This window comes from Campylobacter concisus (genome assembly GCF_003048875.2).
In the GTDB taxonomy this organism is placed as follows: domain Bacteria; phylum Campylobacterota; class Campylobacteria; order Campylobacterales; family Campylobacteraceae; genus Campylobacter_A; species Campylobacter_A concisus_AU.
Window position 1 is genome coordinate 1,961,365 of sequence record NZ_CP049264.1, and the last position, 21,719, is coordinate 1,983,083.

General features: G+C 42.1%; 23 protein-coding genes. 4 read left to right on the forward strand and 19 right to left on the reverse strand.

The genetic code is table 11. The features are described 5' to 3' along the window. Window positions 1–3: 3 nt before the first annotated feature. The 5 genes from CVT07_RS09725 to CVT07_RS09745 form a co-directional block, all read right to left on the reverse strand. Window positions 4–1,653 carry a sensor histidine kinase gene (locus CVT07_RS09725; protein WP_107935986.1) on the reverse strand — a complete coding sequence of 550 codons (1,650 nt, stop codon included), beginning with the start codon at window positions 1,651–1,653 and terminating at the stop codon, window positions 4–6. Between the two features lie 47 nt (window positions 1,654–1,700). Then, the gene (gene dsbI / locus CVT07_RS09730; RefSeq protein ID WP_107935988.1) at window positions 1,701–2,321 is read right to left on the reverse strand and encodes a protein-disulfide oxidoreductase DsbI; all 621 of its coding nucleotides are present in this window, start codon (window positions 2,319–2,321) and stop codon (window positions 1,701–1,703) included. Between the two features lie 8 nt (window positions 2,322–2,329). Beyond that, the gene (locus tag CVT07_RS09735) at window positions 2,330–2,986 is read right to left on the reverse strand and encodes a thiol:disulfide interchange protein DsbA/DsbL (protein WP_107935989.1); all 657 of its coding nucleotides are present in this window, start codon (window positions 2,984–2,986) and stop codon (window positions 2,330–2,332) included. Window positions 2,987–3,120: 134 nt separating this feature from the next. Beyond that, a complete protein-coding gene (locus tag CVT07_RS09740; RefSeq protein WP_103617457.1) occupies window positions 3,121–3,390 on the reverse strand; it encodes a type II toxin-antitoxin system YafQ family toxin in 270 nt (89 codons plus the stop codon). Next, window positions 3,383–3,580 carry a hypothetical protein gene (locus CVT07_RS09745; protein ID WP_012140635.1) on the reverse strand — a complete coding sequence of 66 codons (198 nt, stop codon included), beginning with the start codon at window positions 3,578–3,580 and terminating at the stop codon, window positions 3,383–3,385. Before CVT07_RS09745 ends, CVT07_RS09740 begins: the two co-directional genes overlap by 8 nt. Window positions 3,581–3,716: 136 nt before the next feature. On the opposite strand from CVT07_RS09745, the gene CVT07_RS09750 reads away from it, so the two are divergent. Both CVT07_RS09750 and CVT07_RS09755 read left to right on the forward strand, forming a co-directional pair. Then, window positions 3,717–4,361: a ferritin family protein gene (locus tag CVT07_RS09750; protein WP_107935991.1), complete on the forward strand. Its 645-nt coding sequence runs from the start codon at window positions 3,717–3,719 to the stop codon at window positions 4,359–4,361. Between the two features lie 111 nt (window positions 4,362–4,472). Next, window positions 4,473–4,763 carry a DUF5339 domain-containing protein gene (locus CVT07_RS09755; protein ID WP_103589199.1) on the forward strand — a complete coding sequence of 97 codons (291 nt, stop codon included), beginning with the start codon at window positions 4,473–4,475 and terminating at the stop codon, window positions 4,761–4,763. Window positions 4,764–4,801: 38 nt separating this feature from the next. Here the strand turns inward: CVT07_RS09755 and CVT07_RS09760 are convergent, their stop codons facing one another. From CVT07_RS09760 to CVT07_RS09815, 12 genes are all read right to left on the reverse strand, one after another. Further along, entirely contained in the window at window positions 4,802–5,032 is a 231-nt protein-coding gene (locus CVT07_RS09760; protein WP_107935993.1) for a DUF2798 domain-containing protein, read from the reverse strand. Next, complete coding sequence (locus tag CVT07_RS09765; RefSeq protein ID WP_107935995.1) at window positions 5,029–5,589, reverse strand: NAD(P)H-dependent oxidoreductase; 561 nt, start codon at window positions 5,587–5,589, stop codon at window positions 5,029–5,031. The genes CVT07_RS09760 and CVT07_RS09765 overlap by 4 nt, the downstream gene beginning before the upstream one ends. 15 nt (window positions 5,590–5,604) lie before the next feature. Beyond that, window positions 5,605–7,053 (reverse strand): tannase/feruloyl esterase family alpha/beta hydrolase, encoded by a 1,449-nt coding sequence (locus tag CVT07_RS09770; RefSeq protein ID WP_230855704.1) that lies wholly within the window; start codon window positions 7,051–7,053, stop codon window positions 5,605–5,607. A 120-nt stretch (window positions 7,054–7,173) separates the two neighbouring features. After that, window positions 7,174–7,854, reverse strand: coding sequence for a putative quinol monooxygenase (locus tag CVT07_RS09775; protein ID WP_107935997.1), 681 nt, complete (start codon window positions 7,852–7,854; stop codon window positions 7,174–7,176). A gap of 12 nt (window positions 7,855–7,866) precedes the next feature. Then, window positions 7,867–8,358, reverse strand: coding sequence for a hypothetical protein (locus CVT07_RS09780; protein ID WP_230855705.1), 492 nt, complete (start codon window positions 8,356–8,358; stop codon window positions 7,867–7,869). Window positions 8,359–8,374: 16 nt separating this feature from the next. Then, the gene (locus CVT07_RS09785) at window positions 8,375–9,811 is read right to left on the reverse strand and encodes a subtype B tannase (protein ID WP_107935999.1); all 1,437 of its coding nucleotides are present in this window, start codon (window positions 9,809–9,811) and stop codon (window positions 8,375–8,377) included. Between the two features lie 70 nt (window positions 9,812–9,881). Beyond that, window positions 9,882–10,652 carry an SDR family NAD(P)-dependent oxidoreductase gene (locus CVT07_RS09790; RefSeq protein WP_107936001.1) on the reverse strand — a complete coding sequence of 257 codons (771 nt, stop codon included), beginning with the start codon at window positions 10,650–10,652 and terminating at the stop codon, window positions 9,882–9,884. Then, complete coding sequence (locus CVT07_RS09795; RefSeq protein ID WP_107936003.1) at window positions 10,649–11,290, reverse strand: NAD(P)H-binding protein; 642 nt, start codon at window positions 11,288–11,290, stop codon at window positions 10,649–10,651. The genes CVT07_RS09790 and CVT07_RS09795 overlap by 4 nt, the downstream gene beginning before the upstream one ends. A gap of 29 nt (window positions 11,291–11,319) precedes the next feature. Beyond that, window positions 11,320–12,432: an iron-containing alcohol dehydrogenase gene (locus tag CVT07_RS09800; RefSeq protein ID WP_230855758.1), complete on the reverse strand. Its 1,113-nt coding sequence runs from the start codon at window positions 12,430–12,432 to the stop codon at window positions 11,320–11,322. 118 nt (window positions 12,433–12,550) lie between these two features. Continuing rightward, window positions 12,551–13,225, reverse strand: a complete 675-nt coding sequence (locus CVT07_RS09805; protein WP_107936005.1) for an anaerobic ribonucleoside-triphosphate reductase activating protein — start codon at window positions 13,223–13,225, stop codon at window positions 12,551–12,553. Window positions 13,226–13,322: 97 nt separating this feature from the next. Beyond that, complete coding sequence (gene nrdD, locus CVT07_RS10275) at window positions 13,323–13,493, reverse strand: anaerobic ribonucleoside-triphosphate reductase (protein WP_002940738.1); 171 nt, start codon at window positions 13,491–13,493, stop codon at window positions 13,323–13,325. A gap of 10 nt (window positions 13,494–13,503) precedes the next feature. Continuing rightward, window positions 13,504–15,606, reverse strand: coding sequence for a ribonucleoside triphosphate reductase (locus CVT07_RS09815; RefSeq protein ID WP_107936007.1), 2,103 nt, complete (start codon window positions 15,604–15,606; stop codon window positions 13,504–13,506). A gap of 302 nt (window positions 15,607–15,908) precedes the next feature. Between CVT07_RS09815 and CVT07_RS09820 the strand changes: the two genes are divergently transcribed. Further along, window positions 15,909–16,352, forward strand: a complete 444-nt coding sequence (locus tag CVT07_RS09820; protein WP_103609384.1) for a hypothetical protein — start codon at window positions 15,909–15,911, stop codon at window positions 16,350–16,352. A gap of 61 nt (window positions 16,353–16,413) precedes the next feature. Here CVT07_RS09820 and CVT07_RS09825 read toward each other — a convergent pair whose 3' ends face one another. Then, window positions 16,414–18,789, reverse strand: coding sequence for a ribonucleoside-diphosphate reductase subunit alpha (locus CVT07_RS09825; RefSeq protein WP_107936009.1), 2,376 nt, complete (start codon window positions 18,787–18,789; stop codon window positions 16,414–16,416). A gap of 361 nt (window positions 18,790–19,150) precedes the next feature. Beyond that, complete coding sequence (gene purB, locus CVT07_RS09830; protein WP_107936011.1) at window positions 19,151–20,482, reverse strand: adenylosuccinate lyase; 1,332 nt, start codon at window positions 20,480–20,482, stop codon at window positions 19,151–19,153. Between the two features lie 186 nt (window positions 20,483–20,668). Between purB and CVT07_RS09835 the strand changes: the two genes are divergently transcribed. After that, on the forward strand, window positions 20,669–21,592 hold the full coding sequence (locus CVT07_RS09835; RefSeq protein WP_107936013.1) for a pseudouridine synthase family protein: 924 nt from the start codon (window positions 20,669–20,671) through the stop codon (window positions 21,590–21,592). The last annotated feature ends 127 nt before the right edge of the window (window positions 21,593–21,719 follow it).

The following is a 21,719-nucleotide window of genomic DNA, read 5'->3' on the forward strand; positions in this document are numbered from 1 at the left end:
CTTTTAACCCTTTAAATTCTTATCAAAGCTTAGCTCAAAAATAGTTGGCTTTAGGTTGTGCGCAAGCGTGATGTCGCCATTTAGCTTATCACGTGCTAGCTTTTTAGCAAAGTAAAGTCCTATGCCATTTCCTTGCTTTTTAGTCGTGTTTAGCCAGGTAAAAATTTTCTTACTCATCTCGTAGCTCACGCCGCCGCCACTATCATAAACGCCGATGTAGCACTTATCTTCAAAGCTTCTAAATTTTAGCTCTATGACGCGTTTTAGCGGCTCATCTTTGTAGCTCTCAACTAGTGAGTCCTTTGCGTTGTGGATTAGGATTAGCAAAATTTGCTGGATGATGTTTTCTATCTGACAGACCTTCATCTCTTCAAATCCGCTAAATTTCACGCTTACATTTGCACGGCTAAGCTCTGTGTGCATAAGTGTTATTAAATTTCTAACGCTTGTTTGGATATCAAATTCGCTCACATTTTCAGCGCTTTTGTAAAAATTTCTAAAAATTTCGATTGTTTTTGAAAGTAGTTCGATCGAGCTTTGCCCTTTTCCTAGTAAATTTACAAGCTCCTCATCGCTTAGCTTGCCCTCTTTTTTTAGCATTATCGCCGAGCTTAGCATCAGTTTTAGCGAATTTACTGGCTGGATAAACTGATGACTTATGCCACTTATGAGCTCTCCAGCCTCGCTCATCTTGGCTCTGTGCGCCAGCAAGGTCTCGTACTCGTCTTGCACCTTTTTTATCTTGTTATACATGAAGTTGTGCAGGCTGTTTGCCAAAAATGCAAGTGCGACGAAGGCAAAGAGTAAATTTAGGGCGTTTTTTAGCGCCTCTCTTGTCATGGCTAAAATTTCTTCTTCGTTGTTTGTGCCAGCTCCGATAAACCAGTTCATCGTCGGTATCTCGGCTACTTGGATCAAATTTTGCCCTATCTTTAGGCTAGTGATGTCCTCATCTTTTAAAAATAGCTCCTTAAATTTCTCCTCGATCTCTCTTTTAAGCGTCGCATCAGCCATCGATGTGAGGATCTCGCCGCTGTGAGTTACCAAAAATGAGTAAGAATTTGGCGCAAGACTAAAGTTTTTGATACTATCAAAGATAGTGCCTATTCGCACGACGCCGCAAAGTGCCGCCTCAAATTTATTATCCTTTTCAACTGGCACGCATAAATTTAAAGTAGAGTCCTTTAAAATTTTGTGATTTTGCATGAAATTTACGCTTGGGGCATTTGTATTTTTTGTCTCGACATACCAGATAAGCCCCGCTCGCTCGCGCTTTGACATCACCTCTTCTGAGATCTTTTGCCCATCTACAAAGATCTCGCCATCCTCTCTTAAAAGCTGCATGAGATCAAATTCTTTCGCATTTTCTTTAAAGAGCTTTATGAAATTTGCCACCCTAGTATCGTCATCTATGATGCCAGAGTTTTGGATAAATTTTGACGCACGGATGAGTGAGTTTAAGCGCTCATCAAGCCAAATTTGAAAGTTGCTAACGATGTTTTTGCTAACTGCGATGTTGTTTTTATCAGATAGCTCGATGATCTTTTCTTTTGCTTTGTTGTAGCTATTTAGCCCAAGAAGCACGACAAAGAGGCTTGCTAGCAAGATGATCGCATAAATTTTAATATTTTGTGATTTTAAATTAATACCCATGCGCGCAGTATATCCTAAGTTAGCCCAAAAATAGGGCTAACTAAAATTTATTTTTTAAAAGATAAGAGCTTTGAAACAAGCATAAGTGCAAGCACGATAAAGCAAATGCCAAAGCCAAGCAGCGTGCAATCCGCCATCGACATAAATTTAGAAGACGGCACAAGATACCAGCCATCTGCGTAAAGATCTACTATGCTCTTTTGCAGATCGCTTAGCACCACGCCATCAGGCACCATAGGGCTGTCATAGCCGCAGTCGCCTGTCGGCATAAACCAGTCTGGCGCCCACTTCTCAAGTGGCAAACCAAATGGATAGTGCGGCTCAGTCGAGCAGCCCTGCACGCCAAATGGATCATCGCCATGCACCGCGTCGTGGATTTTGGCTAGCTTTACGCTATACATTATGCCCTGCACCGCTCCCCAAAAGGCAAAGACGTAGCCAACAAGGGCAAAGAGTAAATTTTTAGGATTTATGATAGCGATCACGCCGCCAAGTGCCATACACAAAAAGGCAAAACGTATATAGACGCACTGCTCGCAAGGAGGCATATAGGCGTAGTTTTGAAAGAGCGAATGCGCAATGACAACAAGCGCAACGCTTACAAAGACTAAGATCGCCCAAGAGATGCGTGAGTCTTGAAATTTAGCCATTTTTTTAAAAAAGCTCATGTGGCGCCTTATTTTTTAAGAAGCTCTTCGATGAGTGCTGCCATGCCGTCAAGCGAGCTGATTGATTTTGTCATGATGAGATATTTGCCATTTACGACAAATGCTGGCACGCCTTGAATTTTAGCCACGTCATAGCTCTCATCCCACTTTTTAAGTAGCTCAGTCACTTTTGGATTAGCTAGCTCTTTTTCGTAGTCTGCTTTGCTAACGCCAGCTGCATCAAGTCCGGTCTTTAAAAAGCCCTCAGCATCTTTGCCATCGCCCCAGCGCTCTTTTTTGTCGTGATAAGCTTTGTAGTAGGCAAATTTAGCCTTTTTAAATAGCGAATTTTCATCAAACAAGCTCACTCCCTTTGCCTCGTCCATAGTGATAAGCACGGCAAAGACCTTGCTCGCAACCTCGCCGTAATCGCCCTTTGTCTTTAGGTGAAATGGCTCGTATTTTAGTCCAGGGATTTTCTCAACTACCTTTGGAGTGACGCTCTTGTCGTATTTGTAGCAAAATGGGCAAGCGTAGCTAAAAATTTTAACTAGCGTATTTTGTCCCGCGCTTAGCGGCTTTTCGAGCTTGACGTAGTCCTCGCCCTCAATAAATGCACTTGCACTAATCGCTCCAGCTACCGCAACGGCAAAGATAGCCTTACTAAATTTAGATAGAAAACTCATGATGATCTCCTTTAGATGATTTACTTTGAGTTATTCTACAACCAAGCTCAACCGCACTTTTAACGCTAGAATAAATTTTGGCTGAAATTTGTCTATTTTAAATTTATGATGATGGATTTGGTTTTTTGTTAAATTTATTGAAAAAGCTCGCTGTGGCTTCCTACTTCAACGCATGTAAGAAGTAAAATTTCGTTTTGTTTTTTATATATCAAGAGCAAGTCTGGCTTAACATGACACTCTCTAAAGCCTTTATAGCTTCCAATAAGAGCGTGATCTTTATACTTTGATGCTAATTCCTCGTTATTTGCTAACTGCCAGATGATATCTTTAGTTAATTTTTTTTCGCTTTCATTTAGCTTTTTAAAAGCTTTCTTAAAACTCTTTGAATACTCTATCTCAAGCATCAAGGCTCTTTTCAAATTCTTCAAATGTTTTAAATCTCTCTACTTCGCCATTTTCGATCTCTTTGATAGCTTTGTCAAGCCTTGAGACCTTATCTCTTTGCTCAAATTCTACATTTGCCTGCCTAGCCATCTCTTTTATAAGCTCGATAAATCCATAGTCAGCATTTTTAAAATCAATCGTTGTAGTCATCTTATGCCTTTAAATTTTCATCTTATTATAACTTCAAATTTATAAAAATAATATACGTTATCAATAAAAATTATTATTTACATATTTTAATTATTTGGTTATAATCCGCTCAAATTTTATCAAAATAGGAGTCAAAATGAGACAGTACGAAACATACAAATGCGAGAAATGCGGCAACGAGATCGAAGTTCAAAAAGTTGGCGGCGGCACATTAACCTGTTGTGGCGAAGAGATGAAATGCATCACTGAAAATTTAACAGCGGTAAATTTGATGAAGGCATTTGCTGGCGAGTCACAAGCTAGAAACAAGTATGAGCTTTACGGCGACCTAGCTAAAGAAGCAGGCTATCACGCGATAGCTAGACACTTTTACGAGGCAGCTGAAAATGAGAAATGGCACGCAATGGCTGAATTTAAGAAATATCACGAGATGATGAACGATCCGATCGATAAGATGGATAAAAATTTACTTGACGCTGCAGCTGGCGAAAACTACGAGCATACGACGATGTATCCAGACTTTGCAAAGATCGCAAAAGAAGAAGAGCTAAGAGATGTTGAAAGGCTATTTAACGCGATTGGCAAGGTTGAAGTTGAGCATGAAAGAGAGTATTTAGAGCTTAAAAAGATGCTTGATGAAGAGGGCTTTTTTGAGAGCGATGAAGAGGATATCTGGGTTTGCGAGGTGTGCGGACACGTTCATAGAGGTAAAAAAGCTCCAGGCGCTTGCCCACTTTGCAAAGCTCCAAAAGAGTATTTTAAACGCGAATTCTTAGGCTAAAAAGCCAAAAAATTTAGCCAAGGCGCTTGTCTTGGCTAAATTTAATAAATTTAAATCTCTTTAAAATAAAAAAGTTATATAATCTCCTTAAATTTTCACAAGGAGAAAGAGATGAAAAAATCACTTTTAGTTTTAACTACTCTTGGCTTTGCACTAAGCCTAAACGCTGCAGATCTTACAGATACTTGCAAGTCTTACTTCTCAGACATCGACAAAATGGTCGAAGCTTACAAACAAGCTGGTCAAGAGCAACAAGTAAAAATGTATGAAGATCAAAAGAAACAATCAATGGATCAACTAGCTTCTTTACCAAAAGAGCAACAAGACGCTACTTGCAAACAAGCTAAAGAGATGTTTGCTCAAGTAATGGATCAAATGAAAAAACAAGGTCTTTTAAAATAAACCTTCACGTGGCTAGGCTCTCTAGCCACTCTACAAATTTAACTCTCTTTTTTACATAAATTTTGCGCGATCTTTGCAACAGACGGCGAAACTAGCAAAAGCACAGGATACGCTACTACAAAGGCTTTTACATAAGCGATTAGCCAAATTTTCACAAAGCCATCAACAAAGCCAAGGTTTAGATACGTCAGCACAAATGACATAAAAAATGCCATAAATGCTGACATTATAAACGCAAAAACATATCTATAAAATTTCGCTGGTATCATAAAATTTTACCTATCAGCTCCTCTAGCCTCTTTGCATGATCAAGCGCCTTTTGCCTCATCAAAGCAAGCTTTGCCTCATCGTGCCTACTCTGATATGATAGCCCTCCGCTATAAACATAGCCTGCAAACTCCATTCCACACATATTTGCTAACGCCTTAAGTGGAGGCAAAAACTCCTCTATCTCATAGCGCTGAAGTGCCTCTTTTTTATAAAGCTCCTCAGGCGCGCCAGAGGTAAATGAAAGCACTAGCTTTTTGCCATGTAGCTTATCTCCCTTGCTGCCGTGAGAGAAGTCATGAACTAGCACATCTTCAAGCCACTTTTGTAAAAGTGATGGCACGCCGTACCAGAAAAATGGATAAACAAGCACGATCACATCAGCTTTTACTAGCTTTTCTTGCTCGGCTTTTACATCGATAGCGTAGTTTTTATAAAGCTCACTTAGTATGTCAAATTTAGCCTCTGGCAGGTGCTTTTTTAGCTCGCCCAAGATGATCTTATTCGCAAATGAATTTTCAAGGTCGGTGTGACCTGATACGACTAAAATTTCACTCATTTTTGCCCCTTAAATTTACTTGCAAACAAAGCTACTTGCCTTGCTAGTATCACCACCCACGTAAGTAGCCACCTTTGGATACGCACACACTAAAAATTCCTTGCCAGCGTAGGTCCTACTTTTTGCTAGCATGCTCTTTGGCGCTTCGCCCTTTTCGTGCCACGCTTCAAGCGCGCCTAAAGGATCCACGTCATCTATGCCGTTGCCGCCACCGCAGTGGTTCATCCCAGGTAGCGCAAAAAATGCCGCGAAATTTTGGCTATTTTCATTATCAGCCTCTAGCTTTTTAAACCAATCCCTTTGATCTTTTGCCGAGAAAACTGGGTCTGAGACGCCAGTTACTATGATGAGCTTACCGCCATTTGCGCTAAATGTGCTAAGGCTTGTTGAGATAGCGTCATTTATCGCTGCGGTTTCGAAAGTCTTTGGCGTGTCTTTGTCAAAGTCAAAATTTATCGTGTCAAAATTTGGCTGCGCTGGCGTTAAAAAGTAGTAATTCACCGAGCCGCTTGAAAGCGTGATATTTCTAGCGTTTGGCTTAGCACTTTGTGAGTCGCCCAGCTTCCACTGCCTCCAGCCCTCAGCGCTCACTCCTGAGTCATAAAACCAGCCACTATAAATTTGCTCGCCCTTGCTGTTTTTGGCTCCGTTAAAGATTTTCTCTATCGCCTCTATCTTTTGCTTATCTAAATTTAGACTTTTTGGATCAAATTTGCACGCTTCCCACGCATTGATGATCCCATCTTTTAGTCCGTCTAAGGCGTCACATTTTTCTAGTACAGCGTGGCTTAGCTTGTCAAGGTCGTCCTGCGTTAGGGCATTTGCAAAAATTTTCTCGCCTTTTTCATTTTTCGGAGCTATCTTCATAAGAGCTTGGTTGTCCCACTGCTGAGCGATCGCCGCGCGAGATAGCCTAAAGCCAGGGTTTGCAGCGATGACGCCGTCAAATTCTAGCGGATAGCGCTGGGCTGCGATTAGTGCTGCCCTGCCGCCATTTGAACAGCCCATAAAGTAGCTATGTTTTGGCTTTTTGGCGTATGCGGCGGCTAAAATTTGCTTAGCTGCGTCCGTGACCTTGCCGATCGCCTGATAGGCATAGTCTAGCCTTGCTTGTTGATCTAGCCCAAACTCAGCCGTTGGCTCTGGGTGTCCTGAGTTTGTAGTAACTACCGCGTAGCCTCTAAGAAATGCTGGCGTGGCTGTGCTTGTGCGTATCGGCACTGCGCCAAGAGCAGGCGCTACAAAGCCGTCCATACCGCCTCCGCCTTGAAACAAAAACTTCTCATTCCACTGCTCTGGCAGCCTTAGCTCGTAATCAATCGCATACTCTTTGCCATCACTTCCAGTGCGCTTATATAGTTTGCCATGCACCACGCAGTGAGACTTTGCTTTGATAGTGTTTTTACTGCCACCAGTTAGCGCAGACATCCTATCGGCTGAAATTTCGCCGCTCTCACTCCGCATCTATCATCTCGTTATGTAAGATTTTCACATCTTTTAAACTCGCACCCTGCCTTATCAAGGGCAAATACCGCACTGCCAAAAAGTGCCAAGGCAAAAAAGTGAAATTTTTTCATAGCTATCCTAAAATTTTACCTTGCTAAATGAGGTCTCATTTTTTAAACCAAAGCCGTCAAATTCATCTATCAGCCCAGCTCGCTCTTTAGCGTAAGCCTTGTAGTTTTCGCTGTGGCGGTAGCTCTCAAAGCTAGCTTCGTCTTTATAAATTTCAACCAGCACCCACTTGTTAGGCGCGTCTTTTTGACTAAAGGCAAACTGCGCGTAAGCTCCCTCATCTACGCTTTTTTGCATATATTTTTTCACTAGCTTTTCAAATTTCGCATCACTCTTTGCCAAAAGGCTTAAATTTGTGATGTGAAAGTAGCTATCTTTTAGGCGCTCTGGGGTTAAATTTTTAGAAAAAGTAGCCCGTTTTTTCAAGCTTAAAGCCTTTTTGCTAGCCAAAATTTCAGCACTCGCACTTGCAAATTTCTTATAGTGCGCCGAGCTTAGATGCTTTTTATAAGCCGCCTCGTCCTTGTAAAACTCAAGCACGTAAAATAGCTCTGGCTTGCTCTTTGCACTCGCAAAAAAGATCGCCTGCGTGTCTGGCTCGCTCTTTGAGCTTAGTATATTTTCCCTGCCAAGCTGCTTTAACAAAGTCTTGTTATTTGGCGTCGCAAGCAGCTCCTGCAAGCTCACTTTCGCCTCCGCCCCAAAGGCAAAAGCCGCCAAAACCGCTAGTAAAAATAGCTTTTTAAACATCAAATTTCCTTATCATTTTGCCTTTTTCATATCAGCCTTAGCTTTTATCTCTTCTGCGCCTTTTAGGTCAAGCTGTGCTTTTTTAAAGGCTTTACGTGCTTTTTCTAAGCGGTTAGAGTTTTTGACACTTGGGTTATCAGCATAGGCTTTTTCTGCCTCTTCAAGTTCAAATTCCCTTTTACCATAGTTCATTTGTGCTTTTTCAAGGTTATTTGTAGCTTTATCACCGCCTAGTAGCTCAGCCTTTGATGTGACCTTACCAGTGACTGGGTTTCTACCGATAGTCATATCTAGTTCGCGTTTAGCTCTAGCAGCGGTTCCGCGATTAACAAAACACTCTTTTTTTCCTCCAATTAGTGTGCCGCCTATATCAAGCGGTAAATTTTTTGGATCACTGCAATCAACCTCTTCTTTTGCATAGCCAAATGTAGCTCCCAGAGCCGCTACTACCAATAAATTTATAAATTTCATTTTACTCTCCTTGAAAATTTTAAAATTTCTCATACTTTCTCCTTTAAATTTATCTCTCAACCACTCTTTTCATCCAAGCAAAAAGCTCGTCTAGGTCGTAATCGCCGCCGTGTCCTTGCCCCCATACCGCTTCGAAATCAACCTCCTTGCCAGCATTTTTAAGCGAAAGTGCGAGCATTGCAGGCACGGCAAGGGCTAGGTCGGTGTCGTTTGTCCCCTGCCTTATGCGGTAAAATTTCGCCGCCTCTTCGTTTTTAGTGTAGTTCATCGCATTCATCATCTTTATGACGCTAGCCTTAGCCATCTCGCCCTCGCTTCGCTCTTTTGCAAATTTAGTAAAGTGCTTTGCAGGCGTTTTGCTATCGCCAAAAAGGTCGTTTTCAGTATTTTCTAGCCCAAGGCCGTCAAAGGCAACCACCGTTTTGGCGCGTTTTAGCGAAGCGATGAAGTCTTCAAATTTGAATGTATATCCAAGCGAGCAGCCCTGCGTGTCAAGAGTTATAAATTTAGGCGTGAGCGTGCTTTTGTCGCTGCTTTTTGTAGCGGTAAATGCCTTTGAGACAAGAGCGCTTATATACTCTTTGAAGCTGCCCTCGCCATTTTCATCAAGGCTTAGCACGTGGCCTTTGGCGTCTTTTAAATTTAGCGAGTTTAGATAGGCTGGAAATTTACTCTTTAGCTCGCGTGAGAGCTCTTTTTGCATGGCATTTAGCTCGCCTGTGATCATCTTTGGCTTTTTGCTTCTGTCGTTAAAAGTGCTCGCATCAAAGCTTGCAAAATCAATCCTTTCAAATTTATCCAAATCCCCAAACATCCACTCATACGCCTCGTCCTCATGCTCTAAATTTGTAACAGGGCAGTAGGCTGAGACGGCATAAATTTGATCGTCCGCCTTTGCAGCGCCTAGCTCTTTAAGATATGGCTCATACTCTTTTGCCCCTGCGCTAGTGCCAAGAAGTGCCGACATAGCGCCGCCTGCACTCGTACCGTTTGAGATGATCTTATTTGCGTCGCCTGGCATAAATTTGTCGTTAAATTTAAGATATCTAACGGCTGCTTTTAGATCGACTATCATGGCTGGCGCTTTGCCGATAAATTTCTCGCCATCTTTTAGCGTCCTGCCCCTAGCGCCAACGCTTGCCACGACGTAGCCTCTAAGAAGCGCTTCAAGGGTGGCATTTGGCTTTTCGTTTTTAATTTCTGGCTTTTGGGGTTTGGCTGGCATGTAGCCGCCTATGCCATTTGGCATAAAAATAGCCCCTTTTTGGTCACTAAATTTACCCTCTGGCACGTAGAAATTTAGCACCTCATAGTCGCTAGCTGGCTTTGCCACATAGACTATGCCTTCATATGCTCTAAATTTAAGCGTCCTCTCGCCAACTTGCACGCTTTTTAGCTCAAATTTCTTTTCATCAAATTTAAGCTCGCCGCCAAAGCAAGCGCCTACCAAACAAACCCCTAAAATAGCAACTCTAACGCATTTCATGATCTGCCTTTTTATTTTGTCCTACTTTTTGTTTCGCCAGCCTTGGCGTAGGCTACCAAGGTTTTAGCGCCTAGTTATCTTTTGGCTTATACTTGACCGCATAGTCAAATTTAGGCTGGTGCAGCGAAAACTCAAAGCTATCTCTATCGACCGCGCCAACGCAGTAATGGCTATCATAAAGGCGAAGCAAAAACTCCGCCATCTGCTCGCTCGTGTGATACTTTTTAAACGCCTTGTCGTAGTCGTAGCTCTCTTTGCTAGTTGCCACCATGCCAAATTCTGTCTTTGTGGCAGCAGGGGCTAGCACTTTTGCTTGCATCTTTGCCTGTTTATCCTGTGCTAGCTCGTGGTAAAGTCCCTCGCTAAAGGCACTTACGAAAAATTTGCTAGCGCAGTATGTGACGGCGTTTGGCACGATTTTATAGCCACCTATTGAAGAGATGTTTATAAGCTGCGTATCTTTGTCTTTATACTTTTTAGTAAAGAGCGTTGAGAGCGTCACAAGAGCGATGATGTTTAAATTTATCATCTGAGTGATCTTGTCTAAATTTTGCTCGCCGACCTTGTTATAGTCGCCAAAGCCAGCGTTGTTTATAAGCGCTTTTAGCTCAAATTTTTCTAAATTACGCCAAAGAGAAAGGGCATTTTCTTGCTTTGAGAGGTCGCAAAGCTCTATCACGACATCGACATTTGCAAATTTAGCTATCTCGCTTTTTAGCTCTTCTAAAAGCTCGCCACGTCTTGCGATAAGGATCAAATTCTCCCCACGCCTTGCAAATGCCTTTGCCGCGGCCGCTCCTATGCCTGAGCTTGCCCCAGTGATCACTATATATTTTTTCATTTTGTAAATTCCTCCGGACTATAAATTTTTACACCTTCGCTGTGGTCATCTTGTGCTACTTGCACGATCACTTTAGCGATATCAGCCGCCCTCATCGGACGATACTCGTCAAAAAAACCTTTTGGGATAAATTTAAACGCCTTTATCGCTAGATACTCGCCAAGCCTAAAGTCCTTTCTCTCAGCCTCGATAAGTGGCAGTCTGGCGATGTGAAATGAGCTATATCCAAGCTCTTTTATCTTTGCTTCTGCTTGACCTTTTGCCTTTAGGTAGAACGAGCCTGACTTTCTGTTTGCGCCTGCTGCTGAGAGCAAGACAAAGCGTTTTGCGCCACACTCCAAGCCAAATTTGGCGAAATTTATCGGATAGGTCACATCGACTTTGTAAAACTGCTCTTTGTGCTTTGCCGCTTTCATCGTCGTGCCAAGCGCGCAAAAAACATCATCAGCGATAAATGGCACCTCATCTTTAAAATCATCAAAATTTACTATCTTTACTTCAAGCTTTTCATGGGTAAATTCTAGCTCATGCCTAACAAGGGCGACCACCTTGTTGTAGTGCTCACTCTCGCAAAGACCCTTTAAAATTTCACTTCCCACAGCGCCGCTGGCTCCTGCTATAAGGGCGACTTTTTTCATGTTTATCCTTTGTAAATTTTGGATAAATTCTATCTCGCTAAGGCAAAAATTTCGCTTATGGCCTCTTTTGTATAAATTTGCTCCAAGCCCCTGCCCTTGGCGTAGTCATAAACTAGCGCCATGATCTCGTCTAAATTTGACTCATCAACGCCGATTTCGATGAGGCTTGTTGGCGTGCCGATCTTGCTAAACCACTCTTTTAGCTTTTTAATAGCCTCGTCTGCGTCATCTACGCCAAAAATTTCTTTGCCAAAGCGTTTAAATGCCTTTAAATTTCTACTCTTATACCACTTCATCCAAGCTGGCATCACTACACTTAGCCCAGCCCCGTGTGCGCAATCAACCACCGCACCTATGGCGTGCTCGATCATGTGGTTTGGATATGAGTAACCAGCCGTGCCAACGTAAGTTAGGCCATTTAGCGCCATCGTAGCAGCCCAAGCAAACTCGCTTCTAGCGTCATAGTTTTCTGGCTCTTTTAGTAAAATTTCAGTCGTTTTCATGACGGTTTTGATGTTTGCTTCGATGTATAAATTTATGATCTCAGGCTGAACGCTCGCCGTAAAGTAGCCCTCGATGCTGTGAGCGATGATGTCAGAGGCTGAATAGACCAAATACTCTTTGCTAACGCTTGCTTGAAGAAGCGGATTTACCACCGATACTTTTGGGTAAAGACAAGCGCCGTGCATGGCAAATTTCTCTTTTGTGGCTTCATTTGTGACGACTGCGCCGCCGTTCATCTCTGAGCCAGTTGCAGCAAGCGTGATGATATCAAAGATCATAAGCGCCTCTTTTGGACACTTGCCAGTAAAAAAGTCCCAAACGTCGCCGTTATATTTAACTCCAGCAGCCACTGCCTTGGCCGTGTCAAGCACCGAGCCGCCGCCTATGGCTAGCACGCTATCGACGCCTTGTTTTTTAGCTAAATTTATAGCCTCATTTACCTTGCTTAGCACTGGGTTTGACTTCACGCCGCCTATCTTGCAAAACTCGATGCCATTTGCGCTTAGGCTCTTTGTGGCAACGTCAAAAAGTCCGTTTTGCATGATCCTGTCGCTGCCATAGATGATGAGCGTCTTTTTTGCGCCAAATTCTTTCATGTATTTGCCGATGTTTTGCTCTTTGTCTTTGCCAAATTCTATTTTAGTAGGGTTTAAAAAGCTGAAATTTTACATAGTTTTCTCCTTGTTTGCTTTTGTGATTTGGGGTAAATTTTAGTTAAATTTTCTTATTTTTAGCTATTTTTAGTCTTTGCTAAATTTAGAAATTTCTTAGTCTGATAGGTAGTTTTGATGTGATCTTGTCTGGATCGAAGCTATTTTTTGGCTCGCCCATGTTGCCAAAATTTTCGCCAGTGTTAAAGAATTTTTGTAAGAAATAATCCCCTCTATATCCAAGCTCGTAAAGTAGCCCTGACATCTCAGAGATATCCTTTTCGCTTAGCAAGTCCGCATGCACGGTCGTTCTAACTTCAAATTTAAAATTTATCTCAAGCAAGTATCTAAGCGTGGCGGCAAATTTTTCATATAAATTTGAGCCAGTTATGCCGATAAATTTCTCTTTTGGAGCTTTAAAATCAAGTGCGATATAGTCGATAAGCCCCTCATCTATCGCCTCTTTCAAGACGTCACGATATGAGCCATTAGTATCTACTTTTAAGCTAAAGCCACGCGCTTTGACCTCGCGTGCTAGCCTTAGAAAGAGAGGGTTTGCTGTGCATTCGCCGCCGCTAAAGACGATGCCATTTAGCTTGCCGACCCTGCGGTCTAAAAAGTCGCAAACTTCGCTAAAACTTATAGTGCCATTTGACTTTACAACCTCGATGTTGTAGCAGTATCCACAGCGCATATTACACCCTGCAAACCAGATGACAGCTGCCACTTTGTCTGGATAGTCAAGCGTCGTAAATGGCGTTATACTAAAGACTTTTTGCAAGTTTTGACCCTTTTTAAACTAAAAGGCACAGGAGCGTGCCTTTGGTTTGCATTTTAGTTGATTTTTTTAAATTTATTCTTGTTTTTAGGCAAAAAATTTATCTTTTGCAGCAACTTGCGTATTCGTCAAATTTAACACGCTCTTTGTGCTCGCCTTTTTTACCGAGATTAAAGCTCTCAACTGGTCTGTGATAGCCCATAACACGAGTATAGACCACGCATCTTGTGCGTTTATCTTGTACTTTTTCTAAAATTTCTTTTTCTGTCATTTCCCTCTCCTTATTTGGATTTTTTCTTTTCATTTTCTATAAGCTCTGCATCACAAAGTGGGCAAAACTCATGCTCGCCAGCTATGTAGCCGTGTTTTGAACAGACGCTAAATACCGGCGTTATCGTGATGTATGGGAGTTTGTAGTTTGAGATTATACTCTTTACAAGCTCTTTGCAAGCTTTAGCCGAGCTTATGCGCTCTTTCATATATAGGTGAAAGACGGTGCCACCAGTGTAGGCGCTTTGTAGCTCATCTTGTAGATCAAGCGCTTCGTAAGCGTCGTCTGTGAAATTTGCAGGTAGCTGGGTTGAGTTTGTGTAGTAGATATTGTCCCCCTCGCCTGCTTGGATGATGTCTGGGTAGCGCTTCTTATCCTCTTTAGCAAAGCGATACGTCGTGCCCTCAGCTGGAGTTGCCTCAAGGTTATATAAATTTCCGCTCTCTTCTTGAAACGTCCTTATCTTATCACGTAAAAAGCCAACCATCTCAAGGGCAAATTCTCGTCCAAATTTAGTTGAGATGTTCTCTTTGTCGCCAGTGAAATTTCTAAGTAGCTCATTCATGCCATTTATGCCGATCGTGCTAAAGTGGTTGTTAAAGTGCTTTAGATACCTAGCTGTGTAAGGATAAAGCCCTCTGTCATACATCTCTTGGATAAATTTACGCTTTTTCTCTAGGGTTGATTTAGCTAGGTCTAAAAGGTAGCTTAGTCTATTATAAAGTGCGACTTTATCGCCTTTGTAGTTATAGCCTAGGCGGGCTAAATTTATAGTGACGACGCCTATCGAGCCGGTCATCTCAGCACTTCCAAAAAGACCACCACCACGCTTTAAAAGCTCTCTTAGATCAAGCTGCAAGCGGCAGCACATAGAGCGCACGTGGCCTGGTTTGTAGGCGTTTTCGTTTTCTATCTTGTTACCATTTTCGTCGTAAGTGTATTGCGAGCCGATGAAATTTTGAAAGTAGCTTGAGCCCATTTTTGCGGTATTTTCAAAGAGAACGTCAGCTACTTCGCTATCCCAGTTAAAATCCTCTGTGATATTTACCGTTGGTATAGGGAATGTAAAAGGCTGCGAGCACTTGTCACCAGCTGTCAAGACCTCGTAAAATGCCTTGTCTATGCGTGCCATCTCAGGCTCGAAGTCCTTGTAGGTCATATCGATCAAATTTTTCCTGCCACGCTCGTTTGCTTTTTTCAAAATTTTCTCATCTTTTACGTTTGCAAAGAGGTGTATGTCATCGCTCGTTGGGATCTGATCTCTTAGGTCGCTTGGGCAGGTGATATCTATGGTTACGTTTGTAAATGGACTTTGTCCCCAGCGTGCAGGGACGTTTAGGTTGAAAATAAAGCTAGTGATCGCCTTTTTGATCTCGGCGTCGCTTAGATCGTCTTTGAAAACATAAGGCGCAAGGTAGGTGTCAAAGCTAGAAAACGCCTGAGCGCCCGCCCACTCGCTTTGCAAAATGCCTAAGAAATTTGCCATCTGATAAAGCGCCTCTCTAAAGTGCTTTGGCGCTTTGCTCTCGACCCTACCACGAACGCCGTTAAAGCCCTCATTTAGCAAAGCTCGCAAACTCCAGCCAGCACAATACCCTGTGAGGCAGTCAAGGTCGTGGATATGGTAGTCGCCATTTCTGTGAGCAAGACCCTCTTCTTTGCTATAAACAGCGTCTAGCCAGTAGTTTGCTATCACTTTGCCAGCGGTGTTGTTGATAAGGCCTGCGTTTGAGTAACTTGTGTTTGAATTTGCAGAAATTCTCCAGTCTGTGCCGTTTATGTACTCATTTATCGTTTGGGTTGAGTTTATATAGGTCGTATCTTCATTTAGCCCTAAAATTTGCTCGCGCTGGAGCTTGTGGGTGTGGCGGTAGAGCATGAAGCTCTTTAAAACCTCAAAATGTCCGCCGTCAAATAGCTCTTTTTCTATCGCATCTTGGATGTCTTCGACTGTTATCGCACTTGATTTTTGAAAGATATCTTGGACTACATTTGTAAAAACTTGCTCGTCATAAGCTTTATTTTCGCTGGCAAATGCCTTTTTTATAGCATCTACTATCTTGTATGCTACAAATTCTTGCCTTGTGCCATCTCGTTTTAAAATTTCACGCATCACTTGCTCTTTTCTGATTGTTTTTTTGATATGGAGTTTAAAAGTATAAGACAAGAAAGCTTAAAATATAGAAAACTTATTTTATTTTGTTTAATAATATTTATCAAAAAATATAAAATTTTATAGAGTTTTATTAAGTATATTTTTACGTATTTTAGGTATTTTAAAATAAAATTTGATTATTTTACTTAAATAATTATTTTAATTTTAGTTTTTAAAATAGTAGATTTAAATTTTTCTTCCATATAGATCTTTATTTAATTTATGTTAATATTAGTCGATTTTCAAAAAAGGGAGTTTCAATGAAAAAAATCACAATGCTCGCCCTAGGTCTACTTTTGGCTGGCTGTGCATCATCCAACGGCGTAAAATCACCCGAAGATGGCATGATGAAAAGCTTTGCAAAATGCGCCCTAAAATCAGATAGTACAGTCATTATGCTAGTACCAAGTCGTGGCTTTCTTGCTGACGCAATAGCTAGCGCAACAACTAGTGTTTCAAACAACGACGGAGGTTTTTACAACAATCTAACGGATAAAATACAAGAGGGCGTGGATGCCTTTGTCATCTACGGCGAAAGTGGGATGAAAACGGAGTCACTCATGTCAAATGTCTTTACGAGACTAAAAGAGCGTAACGTAAATGGTATGCAGTTTTGTATATCAGCAGGAATAGAAAAGAGCGAGAAGCTAAGCAAGCTAGCAGATGAGCTTGGTATAAAATTAAGCTTTGTGACACTTCCGTAAATTTATAAATTTAATAGACAATTTAAAAAATTTAAGAGAGAAATTTCTCTCTTAAATTTACCTACTGACATCCCTCACACTCGATCGAACGGTCTGCCACGTCGTTTAGCTTTTCGCTGTCTGGACTTTCAGAGCGTAGATAGTAGGTTGATTTTAGTCCAAGCTCCCATGCAAGCGTGTAAATTTCACTTAGATATCCGCCACTTGCCTTATCTAGGCTCATAAATATATTTAGGCTTTGACCTTGATCGATCCATTTTTGGCGGATCGCGCCTGCTTTTATAAGAATTCTTTGATCAAGCTCGTAAGCTGGCGTGTAAAACTGCCAAGTATCAGGGCTTAAATTTGGCACGACATTTGGGATCATGCCGCTTAGGTTGTGTTCGAACCACTTGCGCTTATAGACTGGCTCGATAGTCTGAGTAGTGCCAACAAGGATCGAGATCGAGCTAGTTGGAGCGATCGCCATTAGGTAGCCGTTTCTCATGCCGTCGCGCCTAACTTTTTCTCTTAGCTTGTCCCAGTCGCAGACATTTTCGTCAAATAGCCCGCCTTTGTCGTTTAAAAGCGCTTTTGCGTTCTCGTTTGCAGTGTCTATCGGCATGATGCCTTTGCTCCATTTTGAGCCTTCAAATTTTGGATAGATGCCCTTTTCTACGGCTAAATTTGAGCTAGCGTAGATCGCGTTGTAGCTTATGTTTTCCATTATGCTATCAATGAGCGCCAAATGCTCATAACTGCCCCATTTTACGTTTTTCTCAGCTAGCATTTGCGCTTCGCCCATGACGCCAAGGCCGATCGAGCGAGAGGCAAGGTTTGTGTGTTTTACCTTTTTGTGTGGGTAGAAATTTAGATCTATAACATTATCAAGCATCCTGATAGCTATAGGCACGACACGCTCGATGTCCTCTTTGCTGTTTATCTTGCTTAAATTTATACTTGCAAGGTTGCAAACTGCGGTTTTGCCCTCGATGCTCTCTTTTTCTACGATGAAAATTTGCTTGCCTTTTAGGCTATCAAGCGCGCTAAGCTTTTTGGCTTTTTTAGTTATGCCACTATCAACAGTGACGTCTTCTTCTTCGTCAAATAGCTCCTCGCCGCCGTCTTCATAAGTGATCTTGATCTTATAGTAGTTTGGCGCTGTGTTTTGGAAAATTTCAGTGCATAAATTTGAGCTTCTGATGATGCCTTCGTGGTCATTTGGATTTGCTTTGTTGGCATTATCTTTAAAGCATAAAAATGGCATGCCCGTTTCAAAATAGCTAGTTAAAATTTTCTTCCAAAGCTCTTTTGCAAGGATGGTGTTTTTCTGGATATTTTCATCGTTTTCATACTCTAAGTATCTCTTCTCAAACTCCTCGCCATAAAGGTCGCAAAGGTCGCTTACTTGAGCTGGGTCAAAGAGGCTCCAGCGGCCATTTTCTTTGACACGCTTCATAAATAGGTCGTTTATCCAAAGTGCAGGGAAAAGCTCGTGCGCGCGGCGTCTCTCTTCGCCTGAGTTTTTGCGAAGATCGAGAAAATCGCTCACGTCCATATGCCAAGGCTCGATATAAACAGCGATCGCGCCCTTTCTAGTGCCTAGCTGATCGACCGCTACTGCGATGTCGTTTGTCACTTTTAAAAATGGTATGATACCGCCAGCTGCGTTTTTGTGTCCGTCGATACTGCCGCCCATCGCGCGCACCTTGCTCCAGTCCCAGCCGATACCGCCGCCAAATTTTGAAAGTAGCGCCATCTCTTTGTAGCTATCAAAAATGCCCTCGATATTATCAGGCGTACTGCCTACGTAACAGCTGCTTAGCTGGTGGCGTGTAGTCCTTGCGTTTGAGAGCGTTGGGGTAGCTAGCATCACTTCAAATTTAGAGATGAGGTCGTAAAATTTCTTTGCCCAACCTTGACTGTCTAGCTCGTTTTGCGCAAGAAACATCGCTATCGCCATAAACATGTGCTGTGGCAGCTCGATAGGCATACCGCTCTTGTCTTTGATAAGATAGCGATCATAAAGCGTCTTGATACCAAGGTATGCAAACTGGAGGTCGCGCTCAGGTTTGATGTATGCGTTTAGATCCTCTAAGTCGTACTTCTCTTTTAGCCCAGGGATGATGCGGCCTACTTTCTCGCCCTTTGCTAGGTAGTCTTTTAGGTGGTTGTAGCCGTTAAAGCCAGTCACTTTGTGATAAAGGTCGAATAAAAATAGCCTTGCTGCAACAAATGTCCAGTTTGGGCGGTCGATGTCGATCTTATCAACTGCTGTTTTTATAAGAGTTTGCTGAATTTCCTCAGTCGTTATCATATCTCTAAACTGAATTTTCGCATCTACCTCAAGCTCGCTAAGACTTACGTTACTAAGACCTAGGACGGCTTCGTTTGTGTATTTTTTGATCTTGCTAATATCAAGCTCTTCTGTTCTGCCATTGCGTTTTATAACTTTCAAAAATATCTCTCCGTGTTAAATTTTAATTTGAGATTTTATCCAAAAAGATATAAAAACTCTCTTTGCCAAAAACTACTCAATAAATATAAAATTCAGAGCCAAAATGAGAAGGATAAAGGCTTGCCAAAAACTCTTATTTTTCTAGCGCGAGGGCGATAAAAATGTTAAACGTGACGAGCTTTTGGGTTAGCTTTGGCGACCAAAAGTTAAATGCGCCAACATTGCCACTAAATTTTGCTGACACTTGTAAAAGCTACTTGAAAAGTGCCGCCCTTGGCTGATAAATTTGGCGAGCTAAATTTAAGGTGGATTTTGTGTTAGGGTATTTGCAAGGGGCTAAATTTACCCCTTGCGTTTAAATTTACTTGCCAAAAACTCTGGCGAAAATTTTATCTACATTTTTGGTGTAGTAGTTGTAGTCAAAACACTCTTTGATCTCATCTTTGCTAAGGCTCTTAGTTAGGTCCTCGTCGTTTAGTAAATTTTGTAAAAATAGGCTGTGGCCTTGCTCGTCGATCGCTTTTTTGCCCTCTTGCAAGTCCGCCCAGACCTTCATGGCGTTGCGCTGAACGATCTTGTAGGCATCCTCTCTAGAAATTCCACGCTGTGGCAGCTGTAAAAGCACGCGCTGTGAAAAGACTAGCCCGCCTGTTAAATTTAAATTTTTCATCATATTTTCTGGATATACAACCAAATTTGCTATCAAATTTTTGATACGAACCAGCATAAAATCAGCCGTGATAAACATATCTGGCAGGATAAATCTCTCAACCGAGCTGTGGCTGATATCGCGCTCGTGCCAAAGAGCTACGTTTTCAAGAGAAGGCGTGACGTATGAGCGTAGTACCCTGCAAAGGCCTGTGATGTTTTCGCTAAGGACTGGGTTGCGCTTGTGTGGCATCGCGCTTGAGCCCTTTTGTCCTGGGCTAAAATACTCCTCCGCCTCATAAACCTCGGTCCTTTGGTAGTGTCTAATGGCAACTGCGATCTTCTCGCAAGTAGAGGCTAGAACTGCGATAGCGCTCACCACATGGGCGTAGCGGTCGCGCTGGATCACTTGATTTGACGCTGGGGCAGCTTTAAGACCTAGCTCCTCGCACGTTAGCTCTTCAAATTCCATCGGAGCGTGGGCTAAATTTCCCATAGCGCCTGAGAGTTTGCCGTAGCTGATCGTTTCTTTTGCGTCTTTGATGAGCTTAAGCGCCCTTGCGATCTCGTCGTACCAGATGGAAAGCACAAGGCCAAAGGTTATCGGCTCGCCGTGGATGCCGTGGCTTCTGCCGACCATAAGCGTATGCTTGTGCTCGTTTGCTCTGTTTTTGACCGCCTGCATAAACTCCTCTACGTCGCTGATGATGAGCTCTAGGCTCTCTTTCATCTGAAGTGCGACGGCTGTATCGATGCAGTCGCTTGAGGTCATGCCATAATGCACGAACCTACTCTCCTCGCCAAGGCTCTCGCTGACGCTTGTTAAAAATGCGATGACATCGTGCTTTGTCGTCTTTTCTATCTCGTCGATGCGAGCCACTTCAAATTTAGCGTTTTTGCAAATTTTCTCACAGTCGCTGTCGCTTATGAAGCCAAGCTTATTCCAAGCTTTAACGGCAGCTTTTTCTACCTTGAGCCAAGCGTCGTATTTTGCTTGTATGCTCCACTTTTCAGCCATCTCTTTGCGTGAGTATCTTTCGACCATTGTTGAACCTTTTGTGTTAGTTTGCTTTTGTCCTGAAAGTATAAATTTGGCTTTTTGAGCCAGAAATCACGTCGTGCAATTTCTCTAAATTTAAGTTTTTATTATATAAAATCCGGGCTGAAATGTCGGTTATACGCTTATAAATTTGGGCTTAAGATAGCTCGCTCATTTTTCAAAGGATCATTTTTGCCCTACGTAAATAAATTTATCATTACTGCAGATCATCAAAAAGCTTACGAAATTTTACTGCAAAATGGCTTTAGCATGAGCCAAACCCAGCGTCTCATCGACAAAGGCAGGCTGATCTGTGGCGGCAGTGTCGTGAGTGAGAAAAATGCCGTTTTGTGCGGTGATGTTTTTTTGATCGACTATGAGGTCAAACCAAAGGGACTAAAGCCGATCTTTGAATGCGAGAGCTTTGCGGTATTTGACAAGCCAAGTGGGGTGCTCAGCCACCCAAATGGCAGGCACTGCGACTACTCGCTAAATGATGAAATTTACACACTTTTTGGGCGAGATGCGAGCGTAGCACATAGGCTGGACTGCGAAACAAGCGGCGTAATAGTCGTTGGCAAAGATAGAAATTCTACGATAAAACTAAAGAAAATCTTTGAAAACAGAGAGGTTTCTAAAAGCTACGTCGCGATGGTGCAAGGCAAGATCGAGCGAGAATTTACGATCGATGCTAAGATGGATCTGGCAAACAACTACGACGATGTGAAAATGCGAATGCAAATTTGTGAAAATGGAAAAAATGCGGTGACTAAAATTTTGCCGATCAGATATTTTGACGATATCGATACGACTTTAGTTCGGGCTATCCCACTCACTGGTAGGCAGCATCAAATTCGCTTGCATTTGTTTCATGTGAAACACAAGATCCTTGGCGAACCACTTTATGGTTTGTCGCGTCCGCAGATCGAGAAAATTTTAGATAAAGAGATGAGCGAGTATGAACGAATAAATTTAACTGGAGCAAAGAGGCTCTTGCTTCACTCGGACGAAATTTCATTTAAATTTGATGAAATTTTTTACACCATAAAAAGCAAATTTGACGCCGAAAGTGAGTTTTATAAATTTGCAAAAAAAGCAAATAATCAAACTATTTAAATTTCAAAAAATCTTTCTAGTAAAAACAATCTATAAAATTTTTCATAATTTTGCTTTTAAATTTGAAACAGAATTTTTATTGAAAAGTAGAATTAGATTTTTAGTGTCGCCGCATTATGAATTAAAT